The 18,994-nt window shown below is 42.5% G+C and carries 18 protein-coding genes; 5 read left to right on the top strand and 13 right to left on the bottom strand.

Features of this window, described 5'->3' with window-relative positions:
* Positions 1-15: 15 nt before the first annotated feature.
* From ERJ70_RS09650 to ERJ70_RS09605, 10 genes are all read right to left on the bottom strand, one after another.
* The gene (locus ERJ70_RS09650; protein ID WP_374099798.1) at positions 16-810 is read right to left on the bottom strand and encodes an enoyl-CoA hydratase; all 795 of its coding nucleotides are present in this window, start codon (positions 808-810) and stop codon (positions 16-18) included.
* The gene (locus ERJ70_RS09645; RefSeq protein WP_209368893.1) at positions 791-1,717 is read right to left on the bottom strand and encodes a hydroxymethylglutaryl-CoA lyase; all 927 of its coding nucleotides are present in this window, start codon (positions 1,715-1,717) and stop codon (positions 791-793) included. Before ERJ70_RS09645 ends, ERJ70_RS09650 begins: the two co-directional genes overlap by 20 nt.
* Before the next feature lie 24 nt (positions 1,718-1,741).
* Complete coding sequence (locus ERJ70_RS09640) at positions 1,742-1,954, bottom strand: acetyl-CoA carboxylase biotin carboxyl carrier protein subunit (RefSeq protein WP_209368892.1); 213 nt, start codon at positions 1,952-1,954, stop codon at positions 1,742-1,744.
* Positions 1,951-3,327 carry an acetyl-CoA carboxylase biotin carboxylase subunit gene (locus ERJ70_RS09635; RefSeq protein WP_209368891.1) on the bottom strand — a complete coding sequence of 459 codons (1,377 nt, stop codon included), beginning with the start codon at positions 3,325-3,327 and terminating at the stop codon, positions 1,951-1,953. Before ERJ70_RS09635 ends, ERJ70_RS09640 begins: the two co-directional genes overlap by 4 nt.
* A gap of 26 nt (positions 3,328-3,353) precedes the next feature.
* Positions 3,354-4,496, bottom strand: a complete 1,143-nt coding sequence (locus ERJ70_RS09630; protein WP_209368889.1) for an acyl-CoA dehydrogenase family protein — start codon at positions 4,494-4,496, stop codon at positions 3,354-3,356.
* 418 nt (positions 4,497-4,914) lie between these two features.
* Complete coding sequence (gene parC / locus ERJ70_RS09625; protein WP_209368887.1) at positions 4,915-7,368, bottom strand: DNA topoisomerase IV subunit A; 2,454 nt, start codon at positions 7,366-7,368, stop codon at positions 4,915-4,917.
* A 30-nt stretch (positions 7,369-7,398) separates the two neighbouring features.
* Positions 7,399-9,336, bottom strand: a complete 1,938-nt coding sequence (gene parE, locus ERJ70_RS09620) for a DNA topoisomerase IV subunit B (RefSeq protein WP_209369271.1) — start codon at positions 9,334-9,336, stop codon at positions 7,399-7,401.
* A 590-nt stretch (positions 9,337-9,926) separates the two neighbouring features.
* The gene (locus ERJ70_RS09615) at positions 9,927-10,346 is read right to left on the bottom strand and encodes a CoA-binding protein (protein WP_209368885.1); all 420 of its coding nucleotides are present in this window, start codon (positions 10,344-10,346) and stop codon (positions 9,927-9,929) included.
* A gap of 16 nt (positions 10,347-10,362) precedes the next feature.
* Complete coding sequence (locus tag ERJ70_RS09610; protein ID WP_209368883.1) at positions 10,363-11,886, bottom strand: ABC transporter permease/substrate-binding protein; 1,524 nt, start codon at positions 11,884-11,886, stop codon at positions 10,363-10,365.
* A complete protein-coding gene (locus ERJ70_RS09605) occupies positions 11,883-12,950 on the bottom strand; it encodes an ABC transporter ATP-binding protein (RefSeq protein ID WP_209368881.1) in 1,068 nt (355 codons plus the stop codon). The genes ERJ70_RS09610 and ERJ70_RS09605 overlap by 4 nt, the downstream gene beginning before the upstream one ends.
* Before the next feature lie 196 nt (positions 12,951-13,146).
* On the opposite strand from ERJ70_RS09605, the gene plsY reads away from it, so the two are divergent.
* The 4 genes from plsY to ERJ70_RS09585 all read left to right on the top strand — a co-directional run bounded on the left by plsY (position 13,147) and on the right by ERJ70_RS09585 (position 16,066).
* Positions 13,147-13,728, top strand: a complete 582-nt coding sequence (gene plsY / locus ERJ70_RS09600; protein ID WP_209368879.1) for a glycerol-3-phosphate 1-O-acyltransferase PlsY — start codon at positions 13,147-13,149, stop codon at positions 13,726-13,728.
* A gap of 180 nt (positions 13,729-13,908) precedes the next feature.
* Entirely contained in the window at positions 13,909-14,838 is a 930-nt protein-coding gene (gene folE2 / locus ERJ70_RS09595) for a GTP cyclohydrolase FolE2 (RefSeq protein ID WP_209368878.1), read from the top strand.
* 9 nt (positions 14,839-14,847) lie between these two features.
* Positions 14,848-15,075: a membrane protein insertion efficiency factor YidD gene (yidD, locus tag ERJ70_RS09590; RefSeq protein ID WP_209369269.1), complete on the top strand. Its 228-nt coding sequence runs from the start codon at positions 14,848-14,850 to the stop codon at positions 15,073-15,075.
* A gap of 112 nt (positions 15,076-15,187) precedes the next feature.
* Entirely contained in the window at positions 15,188-16,066 is an 879-nt protein-coding gene (locus ERJ70_RS09585) for a manganese catalase (protein ID WP_209368876.1), read from the top strand.
* Positions 16,067-16,272: 206 nt separating this feature from the next.
* Here ERJ70_RS09585 and ERJ70_RS09580 read toward each other — a convergent pair whose 3' ends face one another.
* Positions 16,273-17,190: an alpha/beta hydrolase gene (locus ERJ70_RS09580; RefSeq protein ID WP_209368874.1), complete on the bottom strand. Its 918-nt coding sequence runs from the start codon at positions 17,188-17,190 to the stop codon at positions 16,273-16,275.
* A 48-nt stretch (positions 17,191-17,238) separates the two neighbouring features.
* Positions 17,239-17,991 (bottom strand): sulfite exporter TauE/SafE family protein, encoded by a 753-nt coding sequence (locus tag ERJ70_RS09575; protein WP_309507423.1) that lies wholly within the window; start codon positions 17,989-17,991, stop codon positions 17,239-17,241.
* A 243-nt stretch (positions 17,992-18,234) separates the two neighbouring features.
* Here ERJ70_RS09575 and ERJ70_RS09570 point away from each other — a divergent pair, with 243 nt between their 5' ends.
* A complete protein-coding gene (locus ERJ70_RS09570) occupies positions 18,235-18,516 on the top strand; it encodes a HesB/YadR/YfhF family protein (protein WP_209368872.1) in 282 nt (93 codons plus the stop codon).
* 176 nt (positions 18,517-18,692) lie between these two features.
* Here the strand turns inward: ERJ70_RS09570 and ERJ70_RS09565 are convergent, their stop codons facing one another.
* Positions 18,693-18,992: a hypothetical protein gene (locus ERJ70_RS09565; protein WP_209368871.1), complete on the bottom strand. Its 300-nt coding sequence runs from the start codon at positions 18,990-18,992 to the stop codon at positions 18,693-18,695.
* Positions 18,993-18,994: the final 2 nt, after the last annotated feature.

Raw genomic sequence — 18,994 nt, 5'->3', positions numbered from 1 at the left:
ATTCCTCCAGTTTCTCTATTCTCCAATGAATACAGCAGTCCGCTTCTCTTTAAAAGCTTGTAGTCCTTCCAATCGATCTTTTGTCTTGATCGTTTGCTGGTAGCATTGTTTCTCAAATACCAGCCCTTCCGAAATTTCCATATCCAATCCTTTATTAATAGCCAGTTTGGCCTGTCTCAAAGCAATAGGGGCATTTTTAGAAATTTCTTCCGCTAAAAATTCTGCCTTTTCCATTAATTCCTCTGGGTGATGGACGTATTCGACTAGTCCTATTTGTTCAGCTTTTTCAGCGTCTACAGGCCTGGCAGTAAATATCATTTCTTTTGCTTTGGACGGTCCTACTTGACGGCTTAACCTCTGTGTTCCGCCAGCTCCGGGAATGATGCCCAAAGAAGTTTCCGTTAAAGCCAATTTACTATGTGAAGCAGAAATCCTTAAATCACATGCAAGTGCGAGTTCCAACCCACCACCGAAAGCGGCTCCGTTTATCGCCGCGATTGTCGGCATTGGCAATTCACTGACCCTCTGCAGCGTGCTGCCGATGTATTGGACTGCTTCTCTTGTTTGCTCTTCCGTCATTTGGCTTCTTTCTTTCAAGTCGGCACCTGCACAGAATGCTTTCTCTCCAGAACCGGTAATCACCAGGCAACGCAATAGCGGATCACTCTCCAACTGTGTTAGCCGCTCATTAAATTGATGGAGCAATTCCCTTGATAAAGCATTAGCAGCACTTGGCCTGTTAAGTGTCAATACTGCAATACGCTCATTCCGTTTTTGCAAGCTTATCAGTTCATCTGACAAACCGGTCACCCCCCTGTTTCGAATGTTGCAGTTGAGTTTGGTGGCTTGATAAAGGCTTGCCAAGCCGTTCTTCTATAAAATTCGCAGCATTCATTAATCTGGATTGGTCAATTCCGGTTTCCACTCCCATTTGCTCAAGCATGAATACCAAATCATCCGTTGCTAAATTTCCAGATGCACCTTTGGCATAAGGACAGCCGCCCAATCCACCTAAGGAAGCATCGAATGTTGTCACTCCGTGCTGCAAAGCGGACCAGACATTGGCTAAGGCCATCCCTCTTGTATTATGGAAGTGCAAGGCGACAGAACCTTCCTTGAAACGGGGAAGCAGCTTTGTTAGCATTTCATCTACCTGCAGTGGATTGGCAATTCCGATTGTATCTCCTAACGAGAGTTCATCGATTCCCATAGAAAACAACCGGTCGCAGATTTTCATAACTTTGTCTACGGCCACCGCTCCTTCATAAGGACATCCAAAAACTGTCGACAGGTACGCACGGACTGTTTTCCCTTCCGATTTCGCTGTGTCAACTACCCCTTGTAAAACTGGAAACGTATCCTCAATGGTTTTATTAATGTTTTTCCGGTTATGGCTTTCACTTGCTGACATAAATACAGCCGCTTCATCGATACCTGCTGTTAATGCTCGTTCCAACCCTCGTTGATTGGGAACCAAAGCTGCATAGGTAACATCAGGATGTCGCCGGATTCTTTCAGCAACTTCTTGCGCATCACTTAACTGAGGAATCCAGTCTGGATGAACAAAAGAGGTCATCTCAATATAAGACAGCCCGGTAGAGGATAATGCGTCAATCCAGCCGATCTTATCTTTTGAAGGTAAAATCAGCTTTTCATTTTGCAGACCATCACGTGGCCCGACTTCCTTCACGTTTATTTTCTTAGGTATTTCACTCATCATCTTGCCTCCCTGGCTAATCCGTTACTCGATGATGGCGATTGTATCTCCCTCATCGACAAAGTCCCCCTCTGTCACTTTCCATTCTTTTAGCACGCCATCTGAAGTGCTTGTAATGGGTATTTCCATTTTCATCGATTCTAAAATGGCGATATCCTCTCCTGACTTGATTGTTTCCCCTTTTTCAGCGATGATTTTCCATACACTTCCGGCCATGGTTGCTTGAACTTCTGTCATTTGCTTTTCTCCTTTTCCTTTTGATTATGGGAACCCTTAAGGTAATAGTCTTCAATGAAACTTGTCAGGGTGTTGCTTTTTTCGAATTGTTCATGACGAACAATTTCTTTCAGCATCGGTATATTGGTTTTTATCCCGTCTACCTGATAGTGATCCAATGCTTCCTTCAACAATCGGATAGCTTCTTTTCTGGACGCAGCTGAGACAACGAGTTTTCCTATCATGGGGTCATAATATGGAGTCACTTCCGAACCTTCTCTCACAGCTAATTCATGCCTGATCCCTTTTCCTTCTGGCAATTTCAAGCTGGTAATCCTTCCAGGAGACGGATAAAAAGTATACGGATCCTCTGCATAAATTCTCACCTCGATGGCGTGACCATTTATTTTCATGCTGTCTTGCTTCATGCCGAGACTGTGCCCCGCCGCAATCTTAATCTGTTCTTCGACAATATCCACTCCTGTTATTTCTTCTGTAACCGGATGTTCTACCTGAAGACGAGTATTCATTTCAAGAAAATAAAAGTTTTGCTCTTCATCCATCAAGAACTCAATGGTCCCGGCGTTTTCATAGCCAATTGCCCGGGCAGCTTTCATTGCCGTCATTCCCAATTTCTCGCGTAAAGCTGGCTGAACCGTTCCCGATGGAGCTTCTTCAATCACTTTCTGGTGACGACGTTGAATGGAACATTCCCGTTCAAACAAATGAACAACATTCCCATATGAATCTGCAAGGAGCTGGACTTCTATATGCCTCGCCCTGGGTATGACTTTCTCGATGAACATCGTGCCATCCCCGAATAGCATCGCAGCACGTTTACTTGTATCCGGGAATTTTTCCCTTAATGTATGTAGATTATCTGCCAGGACCATCCCGATTCCACCGCCGCCTGCTGAAGCTTTGATCATCACTGGATAACCGATTTTTTCAGCAATTGCTGCAGCTTCCTCAACATCGGTAACAGGATTGCTGCTTCCTGGAACAATCGGAATCCCGGCATCTTTCATTGTTTGTCTCGCCATCACCTTGCTGCCCATTTTCTCGATTGCAGCAGGTTTCGGACCGATGAATGTCAGGCTTTCCAATTCACATGCTTCGGCAAAAGAGGCTTGCTCACTCAACAAACCATAACCGGGATGCACAGCCTCAGAGCCTGATTGTTTTGCCGCTGCTATTACTTTCTCTATATTCATATAGCTTTTACTGACGGGAGCCGGTCCGATATGATAACTTTCATCAGCCAAATCGACAAACTTTGCTTGCCTATCGGCATCCGAATACACGGCTACTGTTTTTATTCCTAATTTTTTGCAGGATCTGATGATTCTGGCTGCAATTTCTCCACGGTTTGCTATCAATATTTTTTCGAACATGTTTGCCCTCCCGATTAGCGATTTACTCAACAACCCAACTGACGCGCGATAACAAGGCGCTGTATCTCTGAGGTTCCTTCCCCGATTTCCATCAGTTTTGCGTCTCGAAGATAACGTTCCACCTGGTATTCCTGCATATAACCATAACCACCAAGTATTTGTATTGCCTGGTTTGCTGCACGTGTGGCAGTTTCACTAGCAAACAACTTGGCAAAAGCTGCTTCTTTCGCAAAAGAACGGTTCTGATCTTTCAACCATGCCGCTTTTCGTACCATACCTCTCGCCAGTTCTACTTCCATTGCCATGTCTGCTAACTTGAATTGAACTGCCTGAAAAGCAGCTATCGGCTTTCCGAATTGTTTTCTTTGTTTAGCGTATTCTAGTGCTTTATCCAGGGATGCCTGGGCGATCCCCAATGATAAGGCTGCAATCGAAATTCTCCCGCCGTCTAATGTGTATAAGAACTGTTTGAATCCTTTTTCCGGATCGCCCAATAAATGATCCGCCGGCACTTCCACATCCTCTAATATAATCGCTGCTGTATTGGAACCGCGAACTCCCAACTTTTGATAACTACTAGTGATGGTAACTCCAGGAGAATCTGCCGGCACGATGAAAGCAGAGATAATATTTTTATCGCTTTTATCCTTACCTGTTACTGCTGTCACGATAATCGTACTAGCGTAAGAAGCATTGGTAATAAAACATTTTTCACCATTGATGATATAGCTGTTACCTTTAGAAACCGCAGTCGTTTGGGTACCGCCTGCGTCAGATCCTGCGTTAGGTTCAGTCAAGCCGAAAGAGCCGAGTTTTTGTCCTGTCGCCAAAGGGGTTAAGTATTTTTCTTTCTGTTCTTCCGTGCCAAAATAAAAAATCGGACTTGCACCCAGGGACACTGCTGCTGCGTAACTCAATCCTGTGCTACCACACACCCGTCCAATTTCCTCTACTGCGAGTGTATAAGTTACAGTGTCTCCCCCAGCTCCACCATACTTTTCAGGAAAGGGAATTCCCAAGAGTCCCAGTTTGCCTAACTCTTCAAAGACATCCTCTGGAAAAATAGCAGAGGTATCGATTTCTTCCGCTCGAGGAGCGAGGACAGACTGTGCAAAGTCTCGGACCATTTTTTGCGTCATTTGTTGTTCCTCTGTTAAATCAAAATCCATCCAATTTCCCCCTTTTTTTTAAATGTTCAATAAAATCTGCGTTTTGCCTCGAACTTTGTAAGCGCTTTCTGATTGATTAAAAAAAAATGTTGGTAAGGTATTATGTATGTTTTGTCTAGGGTGAGATCAAAGAGAAGTGTAATTGCTGCTGAAACGGCACATAAAGCGAAGGAGTATGAAATCCTCCTCACAGTTAGCATTTTATCATAAATCAGTAAAAAAACAATTATCATTTATACGAATTTTCCGATACTAAAAAGGACTGCCTCACAAGCCAAAGATACTTATAAGGCAGCCTCCAAAAACATTTTAAATCAATTTCTCTCACGACCTGCTTCTATACTTATGTGACGTTGTGGCAAAAAAACAGCGTTAGCCTTTAAAGGAGTTTTTTCTTGCATTTTCAATCGGCCACATATTAGGATTCATTTTCCTCTAAAAATGGCTGTTCATAATTAGTCGACGGCCAAACTTCTATAACTTCCCCTTTTTCATCGGAATCAACGACATAGGATCCGTTGCTGTACCGGTCGCTTTTAGGTAGGTCGAGCGGCAATACAGACTGGATTGACCCACTCGCAGTCTTAAACTGGAGGGCTTCATGATCTTGTACAAGATAAAAACCTGTAATACGATGTGGTTTTCGCTTTAATTCTCGCAGCATAACCGATCCTCTTTTTGCCCGACCTGTCGGCTCAAATTCCGTCAATTTCATTCGTTTGCATGCGCCCCTTTGCGTCAATAAAACAATATTGGGATCGGAATCAGGTGCAAACACTTCACCACCGACAACCGTTTCTCCATCCTTCAATTGCATTGCTTTAACACCCGCAGCACGCTGTCCTACCGGTGAAACCTCTTGTTCTTCAAACCAGAGGCCATAACCTTTATCAGAAGCAACAAAGAGATTGGCATTTCCATCCGTGAGATGGACGCTGTGTACCAAATCATCTCCTTTAAGGTTGACAGCTACCAGGGCCTTGGAGTAGCGTTGTGCTTCATATAATTTCAACTCACTACGCTTGACCATTCCATTTTTCGTGAAAAATACGAGATATTGACTTGTATTGAAATCCCGTATAGGTATGGCTTTAACAAGCGTTTCATCTTTTTGAATAGATACGATATTGGAAATATGCTGGCCGAGATCTTTCCAACGGATATCAGGCAATTCATGAACCGGCAAATACAAATATCTTCCTTTATTCGTAAACACCAGTAACTTATCCGTCGTGTTGATTTCCTGTAAGGCGATGAGATGGTCTTCCTCTTTAATCGCCAGATCCTCTCCATTCGAGGCAGCATATGAACGAAGGCTTGTTCGTTTGATATAACCGTCTTTGGTAACGGAAACGAGCACATCCTCGCTTGCTACCATCACTTCCAAATTAATCTTTAATTCTTCAATTTCTTGTTGAATAACGGTTCGTCTCTGTTCTGTGTACTTCTTTTTTAAGCTTTTTAAATCATCTTTGATGACTTTTAAAAGCTTCTTTTCGTTTCCAAGGATTTCTTCCAGTTCTTTGATTTTGGCTCTCAGTTCATCCGCTTCTTTCTCCAAAGATGTGATATCTGTATTGGTAAGCCGATAAAGCTGGAGGTTTACGATAGCTTCTGCTTGTGCTTCGGAAAAATCATATGCTTGCTTTATACGTGCTTTGGCGTCCTGCTTGTCTTTGGAGGCCCGGATCGTAGCAATCAACTCATCAAGAATGGAAATTGCTTTGATCAAACCTTCGACAATGTGAGAACGTTCGTTGGCTTTTCGCAAGTCAAACTGCGACTGCCTGGTCACCACATCTTTTTGATGATCAATATAAGCTTCCAGCATCATTTGCAGATTTAACTGTTTTGGGGTTTTATCCTTGATCGCCACCATGTTGAAATGGTAAGAAATTTGTAAATCTGTGTTTTTATATAAATAGTGCAGGATTCCTTCGCTATCGGCATCCTTTTTTAATTCGACCACGATCCGAAGACCGGTTCGGTCCGTTTCATCTCGAACTTCGGCGATCCCCTCGACTTTTTTGTCGATTCGCAGTTCATCCATCCGTTTAACCAGGCTTGCTTTGTTAACTTCGTATGGGATTTCATCGATGACTATTTGTTCGCGGCTGGTCCGAAGCTTTTCTATAGTCGCCCGGCCGCGAACGATAACTTTTCCTTTACCTGTTTCATAGGCCTTCTTCAATCCCTCTACACCCTGGATGATTCCACCAGTTGGGAAATCCGGCCCTTTGATTACTTGCATCAATTCATCCAAAGTGACAGAAGGTTTGTCAATTTTGCGGATGACAGCATCAATAATTTCTCCGAGATTATGCGGTGGTATCTCGGTGGCATAACCAGAGGAAATACCGGTTGAACCATTGACAAGCAAATTCGGAAACTTTGCCGGCAATACAACCGGTTCATTGATCGTGTCATCGAAATTAGGAACAAAATCAACCGTCTCTTTTTCGATGCCTCTTATTAACTCAGACGCAATGCTCGACAGGCGGGCTTCTGTGTAACGCATGGCTGCAGGTGGGTCACCATCGACACTCCCATTGTTCCCATGCATTTCCACCAATAAATTGCGTACCTTCCACTCCTGGCTTAATCTTACCATTGCTTCATACACAGAGCTGTCTCCGTGCGGATGATAGTTACCAATTACCGTTCCTACCGTTTTTGCCGATTTACGGAACGGTTTGTCATGGGTGTTCCTTTCTTCATGCATGGCATAAAGAATTCTTCTCTGTACAGGTTTCAATCCATCCCTGGCGTCAGGAAGCGCCCGGTCCTGGATAATATATTTACTATATCTTCCAAACCGGTCCCCGATTACATCCTCCAAGGGTAAATCTAAATATTGTTCTGTTTCAGCCAAGTAGGCTCCCCCCGTTTCAAACGACTCGTTTTACGTGTGAATATTTTCATTTTCCAATATATTCGTTTCTTCTTCGAGTCCAAATTCCACATGGGACTCAATCCACTTTCGCCGCGGTTCTACTTTGTCTCCCATAAGAGTGGTCACTCTTCGTTCCGCTCTAGTCAAGTCTTCGATTGTGACCCGGATCAACGTTCTAGTTTCCGGATTCATCGTTGTTTCCCATAGCTGGTCGGCATTCATTTCGCCAAGTCCTTTATACCTCTGTAAAATATATCCGTTTTTCAGCTCTTTTGCCGCCACTTTCATTTCCTCTTCGTTCCAGGCATAACGGACGGTCTCCTTTTTGCCTTTTCCTTTGGAAATCTTGTAGAGCGGAGGCAGTGCGATATAGACTTTACCTGCTTCGATTAGCGGACGCATATAACGGTAGAAAAATGTCAAAAGCAGTACTTGGATATGAGCACCGTCCGTATCGGCATCCGTCATAATCACTATTTTATCGTATTGTACGTCGTCTAGATTAAAGTCACCGCCGACACCTGCTCCAATAGTATGAATAATCGTGGAGATTTCTTCATTTTTAAAGACATCGGCAAGTTTTGCTTTTTCTGTATTGATGACTTTTCCCCGCAAAGGCAAAACAGCCTGGAACTTACGGTCTCTTCCCTGCTTTGCAGATCCTCCGGCCGAGTCACCCTCTACCAGGTATAACTCGTTTTTGGCTGCATTTTTAGACTGAGCAGGCGTCAACTTCCCGCTTAACAAAGCGTCTTTTCGTTTTTTCTTTTTACCTGTTCTCGCTTCTTCTCTTGCCTTTCGGGCTGCTTCTCTGGCTTCTTTAGCACGAATTGCCTTTTTTATCAGCATCCCTGCGATATCAGCGTTTTCCTCCAGGAAGTAGGAGAGCTTTTCCGATACAACCGCATCCACGGCTGATCTTGCTTCTGCCGTTCCCAATTTCCCTTTTGTCTGTCCTTCAAATTGAAGCTTGTCCTCCGGTATTCTTACCGATACGATGGCAGTGAAGCCTTCCCTTATATCGTTTCCTTCCAGATTTTTGTCTTTTTCCTTTAGCAAGTTGTTTTTTCTTGCATATTCATTAACCACTCGCGTAATAGCTGTTCTAGCACCTGATTCATGTGTTCCGCCATCTTTTGTGCGGACATTATTGACGAAAGACAGCATGCTTTCGGCAAAACCATCATTGAATTGGAAAGCAAAATCGACTTCAATCTCTTGCTGTTCCCCTTCAAATGCTACTACAGGATGCAATGTATCCTTTTCTTCATTCAGATATGCTACGAATGACTTCAATCCATCGGGGTACTGGTAGGATTCCTGTTCGCCACTGCGCTTGTCTAAAATATCTATTTGCAGTCCTTTTAGCAAAAAAGCGGCTTCACGAAGGCGTTCCGAAAGCATTTCGAATTGATAGGTTGTCGAAGTGAATACAGTTGTATCCGGTTTGAAGTGAATGGTCGTCCCTGTTTTACGAGTTGCCCCTTTTTTCTCCAAAGAAGTAACAGGCACTCCGCCATTTTCAAAACGCTGGGTATAAATATAGCCATCCCGATATATCGTAACTTCCAGCCACTCCGATAAAGCATTCACAACGGAAGCACCTACCCCATGCAGTCCGCCGCTTGTTTTATATCCACCCTGGCCGAATTTTCCCCCAGCGTGCAAGACGGTGAAAATAACTTCTGGGGTTGGTCTTCCGGTTTTATGCATACCGGTCGGCATCCCTCTTCCTTTATCTTCTACTGAAATACTATTGTCTTGATGTATGGTTACCCGGATCTGCTCCCCATAGCCCGCCAGTGCTTCATCGACAGCATTGTCGACGATTTCAAAAACGAGGTGATGAAGGCCTCGGGAATCCGTACTGCCAATATACATTCCCGGTCTTTTTCTAACAGCCTCCAAACCTTCTAGGACTTGTATGGAATCATCCGAATATTGCATTGATTCTTTTACCAATCGAACACCGGCTCCTTTCAACTACTCTCTTTGCATTATAATAGAACAAATGTTTGCTTCTGTAAAGAATTGCTTAGAAAACGGCCCTCGTCCGATCTTTTGGATGCTCTATACCAAAAGAAATATTAATAAGCGTATTTCTTATTTTAGCCTTTTTTTCTAGATACGCAAATCGTCAAGAAGGAAAAACCTCCCTGCATACTCTTTTATATCCTAAGGAAAAAGTATCAACAAAGTCAATCCCTGCCGTATAAATTCAAGTTAAATGCTCAACAAAGTAAGGCTCTTTGGTAGCATATCATGAAAGTTTTAATCAAAGAATATTTTTTCACAATAATGCGGATAGGATAGAAACTCAACCTAACGCTTAATAGAAGCAACATAACTATACATTTCATTACACCGCACGAAAAATATGCGGTCTTCATTTTTGAGGATCTCCCATTTTTCCGCAGCGGCACTCTACACCTCTTCTCGTGAAAAATAGAAGGAGGCCATGAGAGAATTAATTCGCAGTTTTTATTTGCTGGAATAATAAGAAACCCCCCCAAAAATTGGGGGGATGGTATTACTAATTATTTTCCAATCGTTATCGAATGGGCCACCTTGATGCACATATCCATGATGACGGTATAACCATGATCCTTTAATAGTTCATACGCCTTTTCGTCAAAAATACCCTGCTGCGCCCAAAAAACATCTGCTTTTGTTTCGATTGCTTGTTTTGCAAGGTCATACAAATATTCAGAACGACGGAAAACATTGATAATATCGATATTTTCCTCCACTTCGGCAAGTGTGTCATAAGCTTTCTCGCCGAGTGATTCTTCGACTTCGGGATTGACAGGGATAATCCGGTACCCTGCTTCCTTCATAGCCTTGGCAATCTGATAAGAAGTTCTTTCAGGCTTGTCAGAAAGACCGACTACAGCAATGGTTTTAGCTTCTTCTAAAATTTTTTTCATTTCCTGTTTATCAGGAGCTTTGTATGCCATGGTTTTTCTCCTTTCTTTAATGAATCAGTTCTTGATCTCTTAAAAATTTCCGAGCCACTTCTTCATAACTTTTTTCTTCATAATCGACCTGGTAATTCATTTCCCGCATTTGTTCATCTGTAATCTTTCCGGCAAGCTGGTTTAGAATGGCTTCAAGTTCTGGGTAGCGGTCAAGCGTTTCCTGTCTCATCAATGGTGCACCTTGATATGGAGGAAATAAATTTTTGTCATCTTCTAAAGCTTTCAAATCCAATTCCACCATATAACTATCCGTCGAGTAGGCATCAATGATATCTACTTGTCCATTGGCAATCGCTCCTTGACGGATACCAGGTTCCATCGTTCTTACTTCACCGAATGCAATTCCATACAACTTCTGGATGCCTTGGTAGCCATCTTCCCGGTCATTGAATTCCAATGTGAATCCAGCAGTGACTTCGTCATCGATGGATTTCAAATCACTTATCGTTTCAAGTTCATTTTCTTCCGCAAATTTACGAGTTGTTGCTAATGTGTACGTATTGTTGTATGCCATCGGCTCCAGGAATGCCATGTCGTACTGTTCCTTCATCCCTTCTTTCGCCTGTTCATATACTTCTCTCGCATCGTTGCTCACCGCCTGCTCTTCCAGATGGGTTACAATGGCAGTTCCAGTGAATTCTGGATAAATGTCAATACTGCCTTCCTGTAAGGCACTGAATACAAATGCAGTTTTTCCAAGCCCTTCTTCCAGCTCCACCTTCAAATCCGTTTCTTCTTCAATAAGGATTTTATACATATTGATTAAGATGGACGGCTCCGCGTTCAACTTTCCTCCGATAACCAAGTCTGTTCGTTGTTCCATATTTATGATAAACGGACTGACGATGATCAATACTGCCGCCACCATAACAGCTGCCAATGAACGGAAACCAGCCTTGACGGAAGTACGCTCCACTATTCTTAAAATAAAATCTAGTAATACAGCTAATAACGCAGCCGGTACAGCCCCTAGTAAAATCAAATTAATTTCCCCGCCCCGATCGATGCCAAGCAGTATTAGTTCTCCTAATCCGCCTGCCCCGATAAGAGCGGCTATGGTGGTAGTGCCCACAATCAATACCATGGAAGTACGGATGCCAGCCATGATGACAGGCATTGCCAAAGGCAGTTCCACTTTCGCTAAGCGACGTAAAGAATTCATTCCCATACCAGTAGCTGCTTCCTTGAGGGCGGGATTCACCTCTTTAATCCCCGTATATGTATTCCTTAAGATGGGCAAAAGTCCGTAAGCAATCAATGCAACGACAGCCGGCTGCCTTCCTATTCCTAAAAAAGGAATCAAAAAAGCCAGAACAGCAAGACTTGGAATAGTTTGTAAAACAGCAGTAACACCAATGATTGGCTCTGCCAGCCGTTTCGACCTTGTGAGTGCAATACCAAGGGGTACCGCGATAATAACCGCTATTAACAGAGAAACGATGGAGATTTGTAAATGCTCCCAAATTTTTTCCCACAGCATGAATTGGCGTGACTGGAAAACTTCCAAAAAGCGACTCATTGCTGAACCACCCCGTTTTCCATTGTCGTTTTACTATCCAGGTAATGGACGATATCTCCGTAGGATAGTGTCCCAATCACTTTGTTATTTTGTACAACAGGCAATATATCAATCTCATTCCGGAGGAAAATTTCCGTAGTCTGTACTAACTGCATGTCATTGGGTAGTTCGGGATGTTCCAGTTTTTGGCCATCTTTATAAGTGCCGATGTACTGATTTTCTTCATCCACAATGATATAAACACCGTTGGGTTTGAAGTTTTTACGCTCATATTGCAGACGGGAAACCACCCTGCTTCCAGTGTGATCCATAATCACATCCACAGCCGTTTGCCAGGGAGATTTCTTCTCCCCGATAAAGTTTCTTACAAAGTCAGTACGCGGCTGTAGGATCAACTGCTGGGGCCTGTCTACTTGAACAACTTCGCCATCTTTCATTAAGCAAACGCGGTCTCCTATAGCCATCGCCTCATCGATGTCGTGCGTGACAAATACAATGGTTTTCTTGATTTCTTTTTGAAGTGTACGGATGTCGCTTTGTAACTGCTCCCTTGTTATTGGATCAAGCGCACTGAAAGGTTCATCCATCAACAGGATATCCGGATCCGCTGCGAGAGCTCTTAAAACGCCGACACGCTGCTGCTGACCGCCAGATAATTCCTGTGGTCTTCTTTTTTTGAAGTTTTCCGGATCAAGGCCGACCATTTCCATCAGTTCATCCACTCTGCGCCGGATCTTTTGTTTTTCCCATTTTTTCATTTCCGGAACAATCATAATGTTCTCTTCAATTGTCATATGTGGAAAAAGCGCTATTTCCTGCAATACATATCCAATATTCCAGCGGAGTTCATGGATGTTATAGTCATTGATCTTTTTGTTATGTATGCGTATTATTCCTGTTGATGGTTCGATCAGTCGGTTGATCATCTTCATTGTCGTCGTTTTCCCACAGCCACTCGGTCCGATGAGGGTTAGTAACTCCCCTTCTTCGACAGTCAAATTCAACTGTTTAACAGCTTCAGTGCCGTCTGGATAAATTTTCGAAACATTCTCAAACTGAATCATGGTATTCTCCCTTGTTAAATTAATGGATTATTTCCCTTTACCCTCGCAGATAAAATTGAAAACTCATACAAACCGATCATTGTCGCAGAACGGTTCATCTTCAACTTTGAACAAATGGCAAAGTTTCTAATGTAACTGTTTCCTCTTCGTGATAAAATGAGATTACAAGCTGTGCATTGAAAAAGGAGTTTTGCATATGAGTTATATTGTTTTTGCAGTTATTGCATATCTTATCGGATCAATTCCATTCGGATTGATCGTGGGAAAGCTCGGATTTAAAATCGATATCCGACAGCATGGGAGCGGAAATCTTGGGGGCACCAATTCCTTCAGGGTCCTTGGTGTCAAAGCCGGCCTGCTTGTTACGGTTTCCGATATTTTAAAAGGAACATTGGCGGTTATTCTTCCCCAAGTCTTTACGGATGATGTCAATGCTTTAATTATTGGTATTTTTGCGGTCATTGGCCACATGTACCCTGTCTTCGCTAAATTCAAGGGCGGAAAAGCAGTGGCTACTTCTGGAGGAGTAATTCTCGGAGTAAACCCACTGTTGTTCCTTGTTATACTGGCAACGTTCTTTCTAAGTCTGTTCTTAACGAAATATGTATCATTAGCTTCGATGATTACCGGTGTCGTCACCGTTGTGGTCACCATCATTTTCCAGGAAACAGGGTTGTTAATTGCGACTTCTTTATTGACCATCTTTGTTTTTTACCGGCATCGTGCCAATATTAAACGGATCATCAATAAAACCGAACCAAAAATCACCTGGATGTAAAAAGGAGAGGATCAGGCACCAGCCGGATCCTTTTCCATTTGTGCTTCAACCTACTACTTAATAATCATTACATGTTGATAAAAATTTTTAAATTAATCTGCTTACAAGCTGAAAAATTGAATAATAAATTGCAGTTTACTATACTTTTAGTAGCTGAAATGGTTGAAAGGAGCCACTGCTATGAACAATACAGAACTTAAAAACAGAAAAACATTGCCCAGCAAGCCAGAACGACATAAATTATTTGGTTCTGTGGAACCTGGACCGAAAACAAAGCCTGTCGACAAGGAAAAAATGGCTGATCTACAAAATTCAAAAAAAGATTTTTTGTTCGATATAGATGCAGTTGGAATTGCCAATGTCAAAAATCCCATTAATATCACAAGCAATTTAATACCAAACAATCAGACAACCATTGGTACATTCCGTTTCACTTCCCGCATTGACAAGGATAGCAAAGGAACGAACATGAGCCGATTCACCGAACAGCTTGATGCCTATTACAAAAAAAATTACTCTATTGATATCGACACATTGAAGAGATTCACCAAGGATTTAGCTATCAGGTTAAAGCAAAAGGATGCCCAAATGGAAGTGAGTTTCCCTTGGTTTTTCGAACGGAAAGGCCCTTCCTCGGAATTAGCTGGGTTAAATCACGCGGATGCAGGTATAAAAGTGACTTATGATCAAGACAAGGGTCACTATATCGAAGTCACTCTGGCAGGTACCATCACTACACTTTGCCCTTGCTCAAAAGAAATCAGTGAATATAGCGCCCATAACCAACGAGGCAGAGTGGAAATGACAGCAGTCCTTTCAGAAGATTTTGATGAGAATGAAACAGACTGGAAAGAAGCGCTGTTGGAAGCTGCAGAAAGCAATGCCAGTGCAAGAATCCATCCTGTGTTGAAGCGCCCTGATGAAAAAATGGTGACAGAACAGGCATACGAAAATCCGCGTTTTGTGGAAGATATTGTACGGTTGGTTGCTGCAGATTTGTATGAACTGCCGTTTGTGGAAAGATTCACGATTTCTTGCCGAAATGAGGAATCAATCCATTTGCATGACGCGGTTGCATCGTTATCCTTTGATAAAAACAAAGATGCGTAGGCGATGCGGATGAAACGATTGTTTATCCTTTTTATCAAGGTGTATCAAAAGGTGATCAGTCCCATAAAGCCTCCGACATGTCGTTTTTATCCCACATGTTCCCAATATGGATTAGAATCATTGGAGCAGTTCGGAGTCATCAAGGGAGGATTTTTGACAATCAAAAGGTTGTTGAAATGCCACCCTTTCCATCCAGGCGGTTTTGATCCGGTTCCAGAGAAAAAAACGGAAAAATAAAGTAAGACCTCAACCTCTCGTACCAACGGGGGGTTTTTATTTTGTCTCTCCTCCGGAATATTTCCGTGTGAATGAAGAATAATACACAGTGAATCTGATTGGAGGGATATAATTGTTTACTCATATAAAAGAATTGCAATACAATGCCAAACCAACAAGACCAGACCCCGTTTATGCCAAAAAGCTACAGGAAATACTGGGTGGCCAATTTGGGGAGATAACGGTGATGATGCAGTATTTGTTCCAAGGTTGGAATTGCCGTGCAGAACAAAAATACAAAGATATGCTTCTGGACATCGGAACCGAAGAGATAGCACATGTTGAAATGATCGCAACCATGATTGCCCAATTGTTAGACGGCGCACCGGCAAAGGAGCAGGAGGAGGCTGCCGTCAAAAACCCTGCTGTCGAAGCAGTACTGGGTGGCATGAATCCCCAGCATGTTATTGTTTCCGGACTTGGTGCTACACCCACAGATAGTGTCGGTTATCCATGGAATTCACGTTATACCATTGCTAGCGGCAACCTTCTGGCAGACTTCCGTGCAAATTTGAATGCGGAGTCACAAGGCCGCCTTCAGGTCGTCCGGTTGTATGAATCGACGACAGATCCCGGAGTCCGAGATATGCTTTCCTTTTTAATTGCGAGGGATACCATGCATCAGAATCAATGGATGGCTGCCATCGAAGAACTGGAGGCTAATCAAAAAGCCATTGTACCGAGTACTTTTCCCCAAAAACTTGAAAAACAAGATGTTTCTTATTCGTTCATGAACTTCTCAGAGGGTGAGGAAAGTTCAAACGGCAGATGGGCAAAAGGAAAAAGCATGGATGGTCAAGGTTCCTTTGAGTATGTATCAAAACCAGAAGCGATGGGGCAAAACCCTCAACTTCAGCCTGCACCAGCATACATTCATGGTACCGTTCCTCCCGACACTATTCCACCAGAAACCGGACAGGCAAATTTTCAAAGCCAATCCGATAACACTTGACGAAACTGGCTGACGCAAAAATTTAGCGACAAAAGCAATAACCGAACAAGGATTCGAAATCATAAGCACTCGAATCCGTTCGGTTTTTCTTTTTTGATTTTTCCTGTTAATTAACTTATGAAAGTTGAAACCGTGAAAGCCCAGTATCTTCCTTAGCGATTAAGAAGCACTACAATAAGAGAGTATTCTCTACAGCTTAATGGTGCCTAAATCGAGCGATACATTTCGTTTTGATCTCTTTCTTTTTCTGAATCCTGGTCCATAATAAATGCCAATTTATCCAGTATCTCTTCCCCACTCCAGTGCACATAATGTCCACTGTTAACCGGCACGTATTTCACCGGAAGATTTTGCTTTTTCTGCAGACTTTCTATGCTTCTTCTGGTCAACTTATATTGTTTAAGATTTCTGTTTGCAAAAGTTCCATATATTAGGTAAGTTGGCACAGTCAATTTCCTGAAAAGCTTTGGCAAATTGAGATTATAATAACCGAATAAAAGATTCATACCGGAAGCAGTCAGTTCTGGGGAGTGTCGTAAAGCTTCCTGTACATACGTACTATTTTCAATTCCGACAATTTCACAGAATCGCTCGACCTTCTCTCCCTCGTTTTCCTGCTTAGCACCGCTTCCTGAGAACAACCCGGTCAGCCTTTCCATAAACGAAAAGCCTTTCAGATGGTAACCTACATTTAACAAAGGAAACAAAAGCGCAAAGGGCCCGAATTCTTGGAAAGGAAACCGTGGAAAAGATTTATGTCCAGCATCCAATAATATAAGTCGATTCACCCTTTCCGGATAATGAACAGCGAATGACAATGCAACGCCTCCCCCTAGCGAATGGGCAATAATGTCAGCAGAATGGAGGTGTTGTTGATCAAGATATTCTTTCAACCAGTCAGCCAATCGTTTCTCTGTACACTTTTCGCTCACTCCTTTACTATTTCCATACCCCGGAAGATCAAGCAGGTGTGACTGGCAGGATGGACTCAGTCTGTCTGCAATATTCAACCCCTCCATCCCAGAAAATCCGGCCGCAGGCAAAAATACTACTGGTTTTCCAACTCCTACTTTTCTCACATAAAAATCATTCCTACTGTTTTTTTCTTTTTGCGTATGTTTCATTAATTGATTACTCCTCTTCATAAGCATTCAAACCTCTTCTAAAACTGCCTAAAACAACAACCTGACAGCCCCAAGTGCAGCAAAGCACAAAACAAGAACCTGGAACATTTTCTGGGGAATGAACTTCAAAAGATAGACACCTAGAAAACCTCCGGCAATTATCGCAGCCGTCATGTATAAGTTGAACAGAGCAGAGTCGGTGGTAATCAACCCTAAAGAGATGTAAAACGGAACTTTGATTACATTCACACATAGAAAAAACCAGGCTCCTGTCCCGATAAACTCTTGTTTCGGCAAGCCCTTGACCAACAAATAGACAGCCATGACCCCTCCTGCCGCATTCCCCACCATCGTGGTGAATCCTCCCAACATTCCCATGAAAACGGTAAACCAATTCGATTCTGGCAGAAGCTGATTAAATCTTTCCCCCAGCTTGCTCCGAAATACGTGTAAAAGAACCATGGAAAGAACGATGCTTCCGATTAACGGTTTAAGTTGATCGCTGCTTACATGGTCCAACACAAAATAGCCTGCCACAATCCCCGCCAACACCCATGGAAGCAAGGAAATCAAATACTTCCATACAACATTCCTACGATAATAAGTAACAGCAAAAATATCTCCTATAATCAACATCGGTACCAAAATACCGACGGATTGCTTTGCGGGAAAGACAAACATCATGACAGTCACTACCAATATCCCCAAGCTCGGTATTCCTGCCTTCGCAAAACCGATGAAAACCCCGCATAGAATCACAATCAGCCATTGCAGGAATGACAGGTCAAAAATGATACTCACCTCTTCTTCTTTTTATTGACAATCATAACGGACTGACAAGCAGAATTACCAGTCTGAAAAAGATAAATAGTAAACATATAAAGATTGAAACCTCTTGACTATTTCTTTTTTTTCAACAAAAACCTTTTTGTTTTTCCAAAAATTTTATAGAGCAGGCGATAGTCGAACAGGAAATAAATAGGTTTTAGGATAACTTATTTCGTTAATACAAACGATAACAGGTTCGAAAGGAGTTTGATAATAGTGGATTTAATCATTTCAGAATCAGCCGCACAATGGTATATTGAAGAATTGGAATTAGATCAAAATGAGCAAGTACGTTTCTTTGTACGTTACGGCGGAGTCGGAGGTCATCAGCCTGGGTTTTCACTCGGTGTAACCAGGGAAGATCCTGAAAACCCGACTGCCGATTCAACAGTAAATGGGATTCATTTTTTTATAGAAGAAGATGATTCCTGGTATTTCGACGGCGCTGACCTGCAAGTTGAGATGGACTCCGAGGAACCGCAATTTCTATACAAGTAATAAAAAGAATCATTAGGAAGATTTGAAAGTAATTCTGCAGTAAAATCAAAAAAGAAAATCGAACGAGTTCGAATGCTCAGTAGTTCGAAACATCGTTCGATTTTTGCTTTTGCACACTATGCTTTTATCCCCATCCACTGTTAATAGAAAGGTGCACAAACGGGAAATATACCACTTTAAATATGGAATTTTTCCAATTGACTCCACTGCTTTTCGGCAGTTAAAATTTGTTTTTGTCTCTCACCAAATAAATCATAATGAGGGTACTTATCATCGCGGTGTATCCAATGAGGATCCAACCCGTACTGCTTCCCCCACTTTATCAATTTATTCACATCACTACAGCCTGCTTTTGTAACAGTATCACATCCAGGGAATCTGGAATCAAGCCAAAAGTGAGTAAGAAAAGCGATATTTCCTTTTTCTACATCCTTTTTCCACTGATTCAGCTCTTCCCTTTTCAATCCAAAAGCCATCC

The organism is Sediminibacillus dalangtanensis, assembly GCF_017792025.1.
In the GTDB taxonomy this organism is placed as follows: Bacteria; Bacillota; Bacilli; order Bacillales; family Amphibacillaceae; genus Sediminibacillus; species Sediminibacillus dalangtanensis.
This window is presented reverse-complemented; position numbering and strand designations above follow the sequence as displayed.

What these genes read in the sequence shown, in the direction of transcription:
- ERJ70_RS09645 (WP_209368893.1), bottom strand. Translation starts at nt 1,717, where the DNA reads ATGAGTGAAATACCTAAGAAAATAAACGTGAAGGAAGTCGGGCCACGT.
- ERJ70_RS09640 (WP_209368892.1), bottom strand. Translation starts at nt 1,954, where the DNA reads ATGACAGAAGTTCAAGCAACCATGGCCGGAAGTGTATGGAAAATCATC.
- ERJ70_RS09635 (WP_209368891.1), bottom strand. Translation starts at nt 3,327, where the DNA reads ATGTTCGAAAAAATATTGATAGCAAACCGTGGAGAAATTGCAGCCAGA.
- ERJ70_RS09630 (WP_209368889.1), bottom strand. Translation starts at nt 4,496, where the DNA reads ATGGATTTTGATTTAACAGAGGAACAACAAATGACGCAAAAAATGGTC.
- parE (WP_209369271.1), bottom strand. Translation starts at nt 9,336, where the DNA reads ATGCAATATTCGGATGATTCCATACAAGTCCTAGAAGGTTTGGAGGCT.
- ERJ70_RS09615 (WP_209368885.1), bottom strand. Translation starts at nt 10,346, where the DNA reads ATGGCATACAAAGCTCCTGATAAACAGGAAATGAAAAAAATTTTAGAA.
- ERJ70_RS09610 (WP_209368883.1), bottom strand. Translation starts at nt 11,886, where the DNA reads ATGAGTCGCTTTTTGGAAGTTTTCCAGTCACGCCAATTCATGCTGTGG.
- ERJ70_RS09605 (WP_209368881.1), bottom strand. Translation starts at nt 12,950, where the DNA reads ATGATTCAGTTTGAGAATGTTTCGAAAATTTATCCAGACGGCACTGAA.
- plsY (WP_209368879.1), top strand. Translation starts at nt 13,147, where the DNA reads ATGAGTTATATTGTTTTTGCAGTTATTGCATATCTTATCGGATCAATT.
- folE2 (WP_209368878.1), top strand. Translation starts at nt 13,909, where the DNA reads ATGAACAATACAGAACTTAAAAACAGAAAAACATTGCCCAGCAAGCCA.
- yidD (WP_209369269.1), top strand. Translation starts at nt 14,848, where the DNA reads ATGAAACGATTGTTTATCCTTTTTATCAAGGTGTATCAAAAGGTGATC.
- ERJ70_RS09580 (WP_209368874.1), bottom strand. Translation starts at nt 17,190, where the DNA reads ATGAAACATACGCAAAAAGAAAAAAACAGTAGGAATGATTTTTATGTG.
- ERJ70_RS09565 (WP_209368871.1), bottom strand. Translation starts at nt 18,992, where the DNA reads ATGGCTTTTGGATTGAAAAGGGAAGAGCTGAATCAGTGGAAAAAGGAT.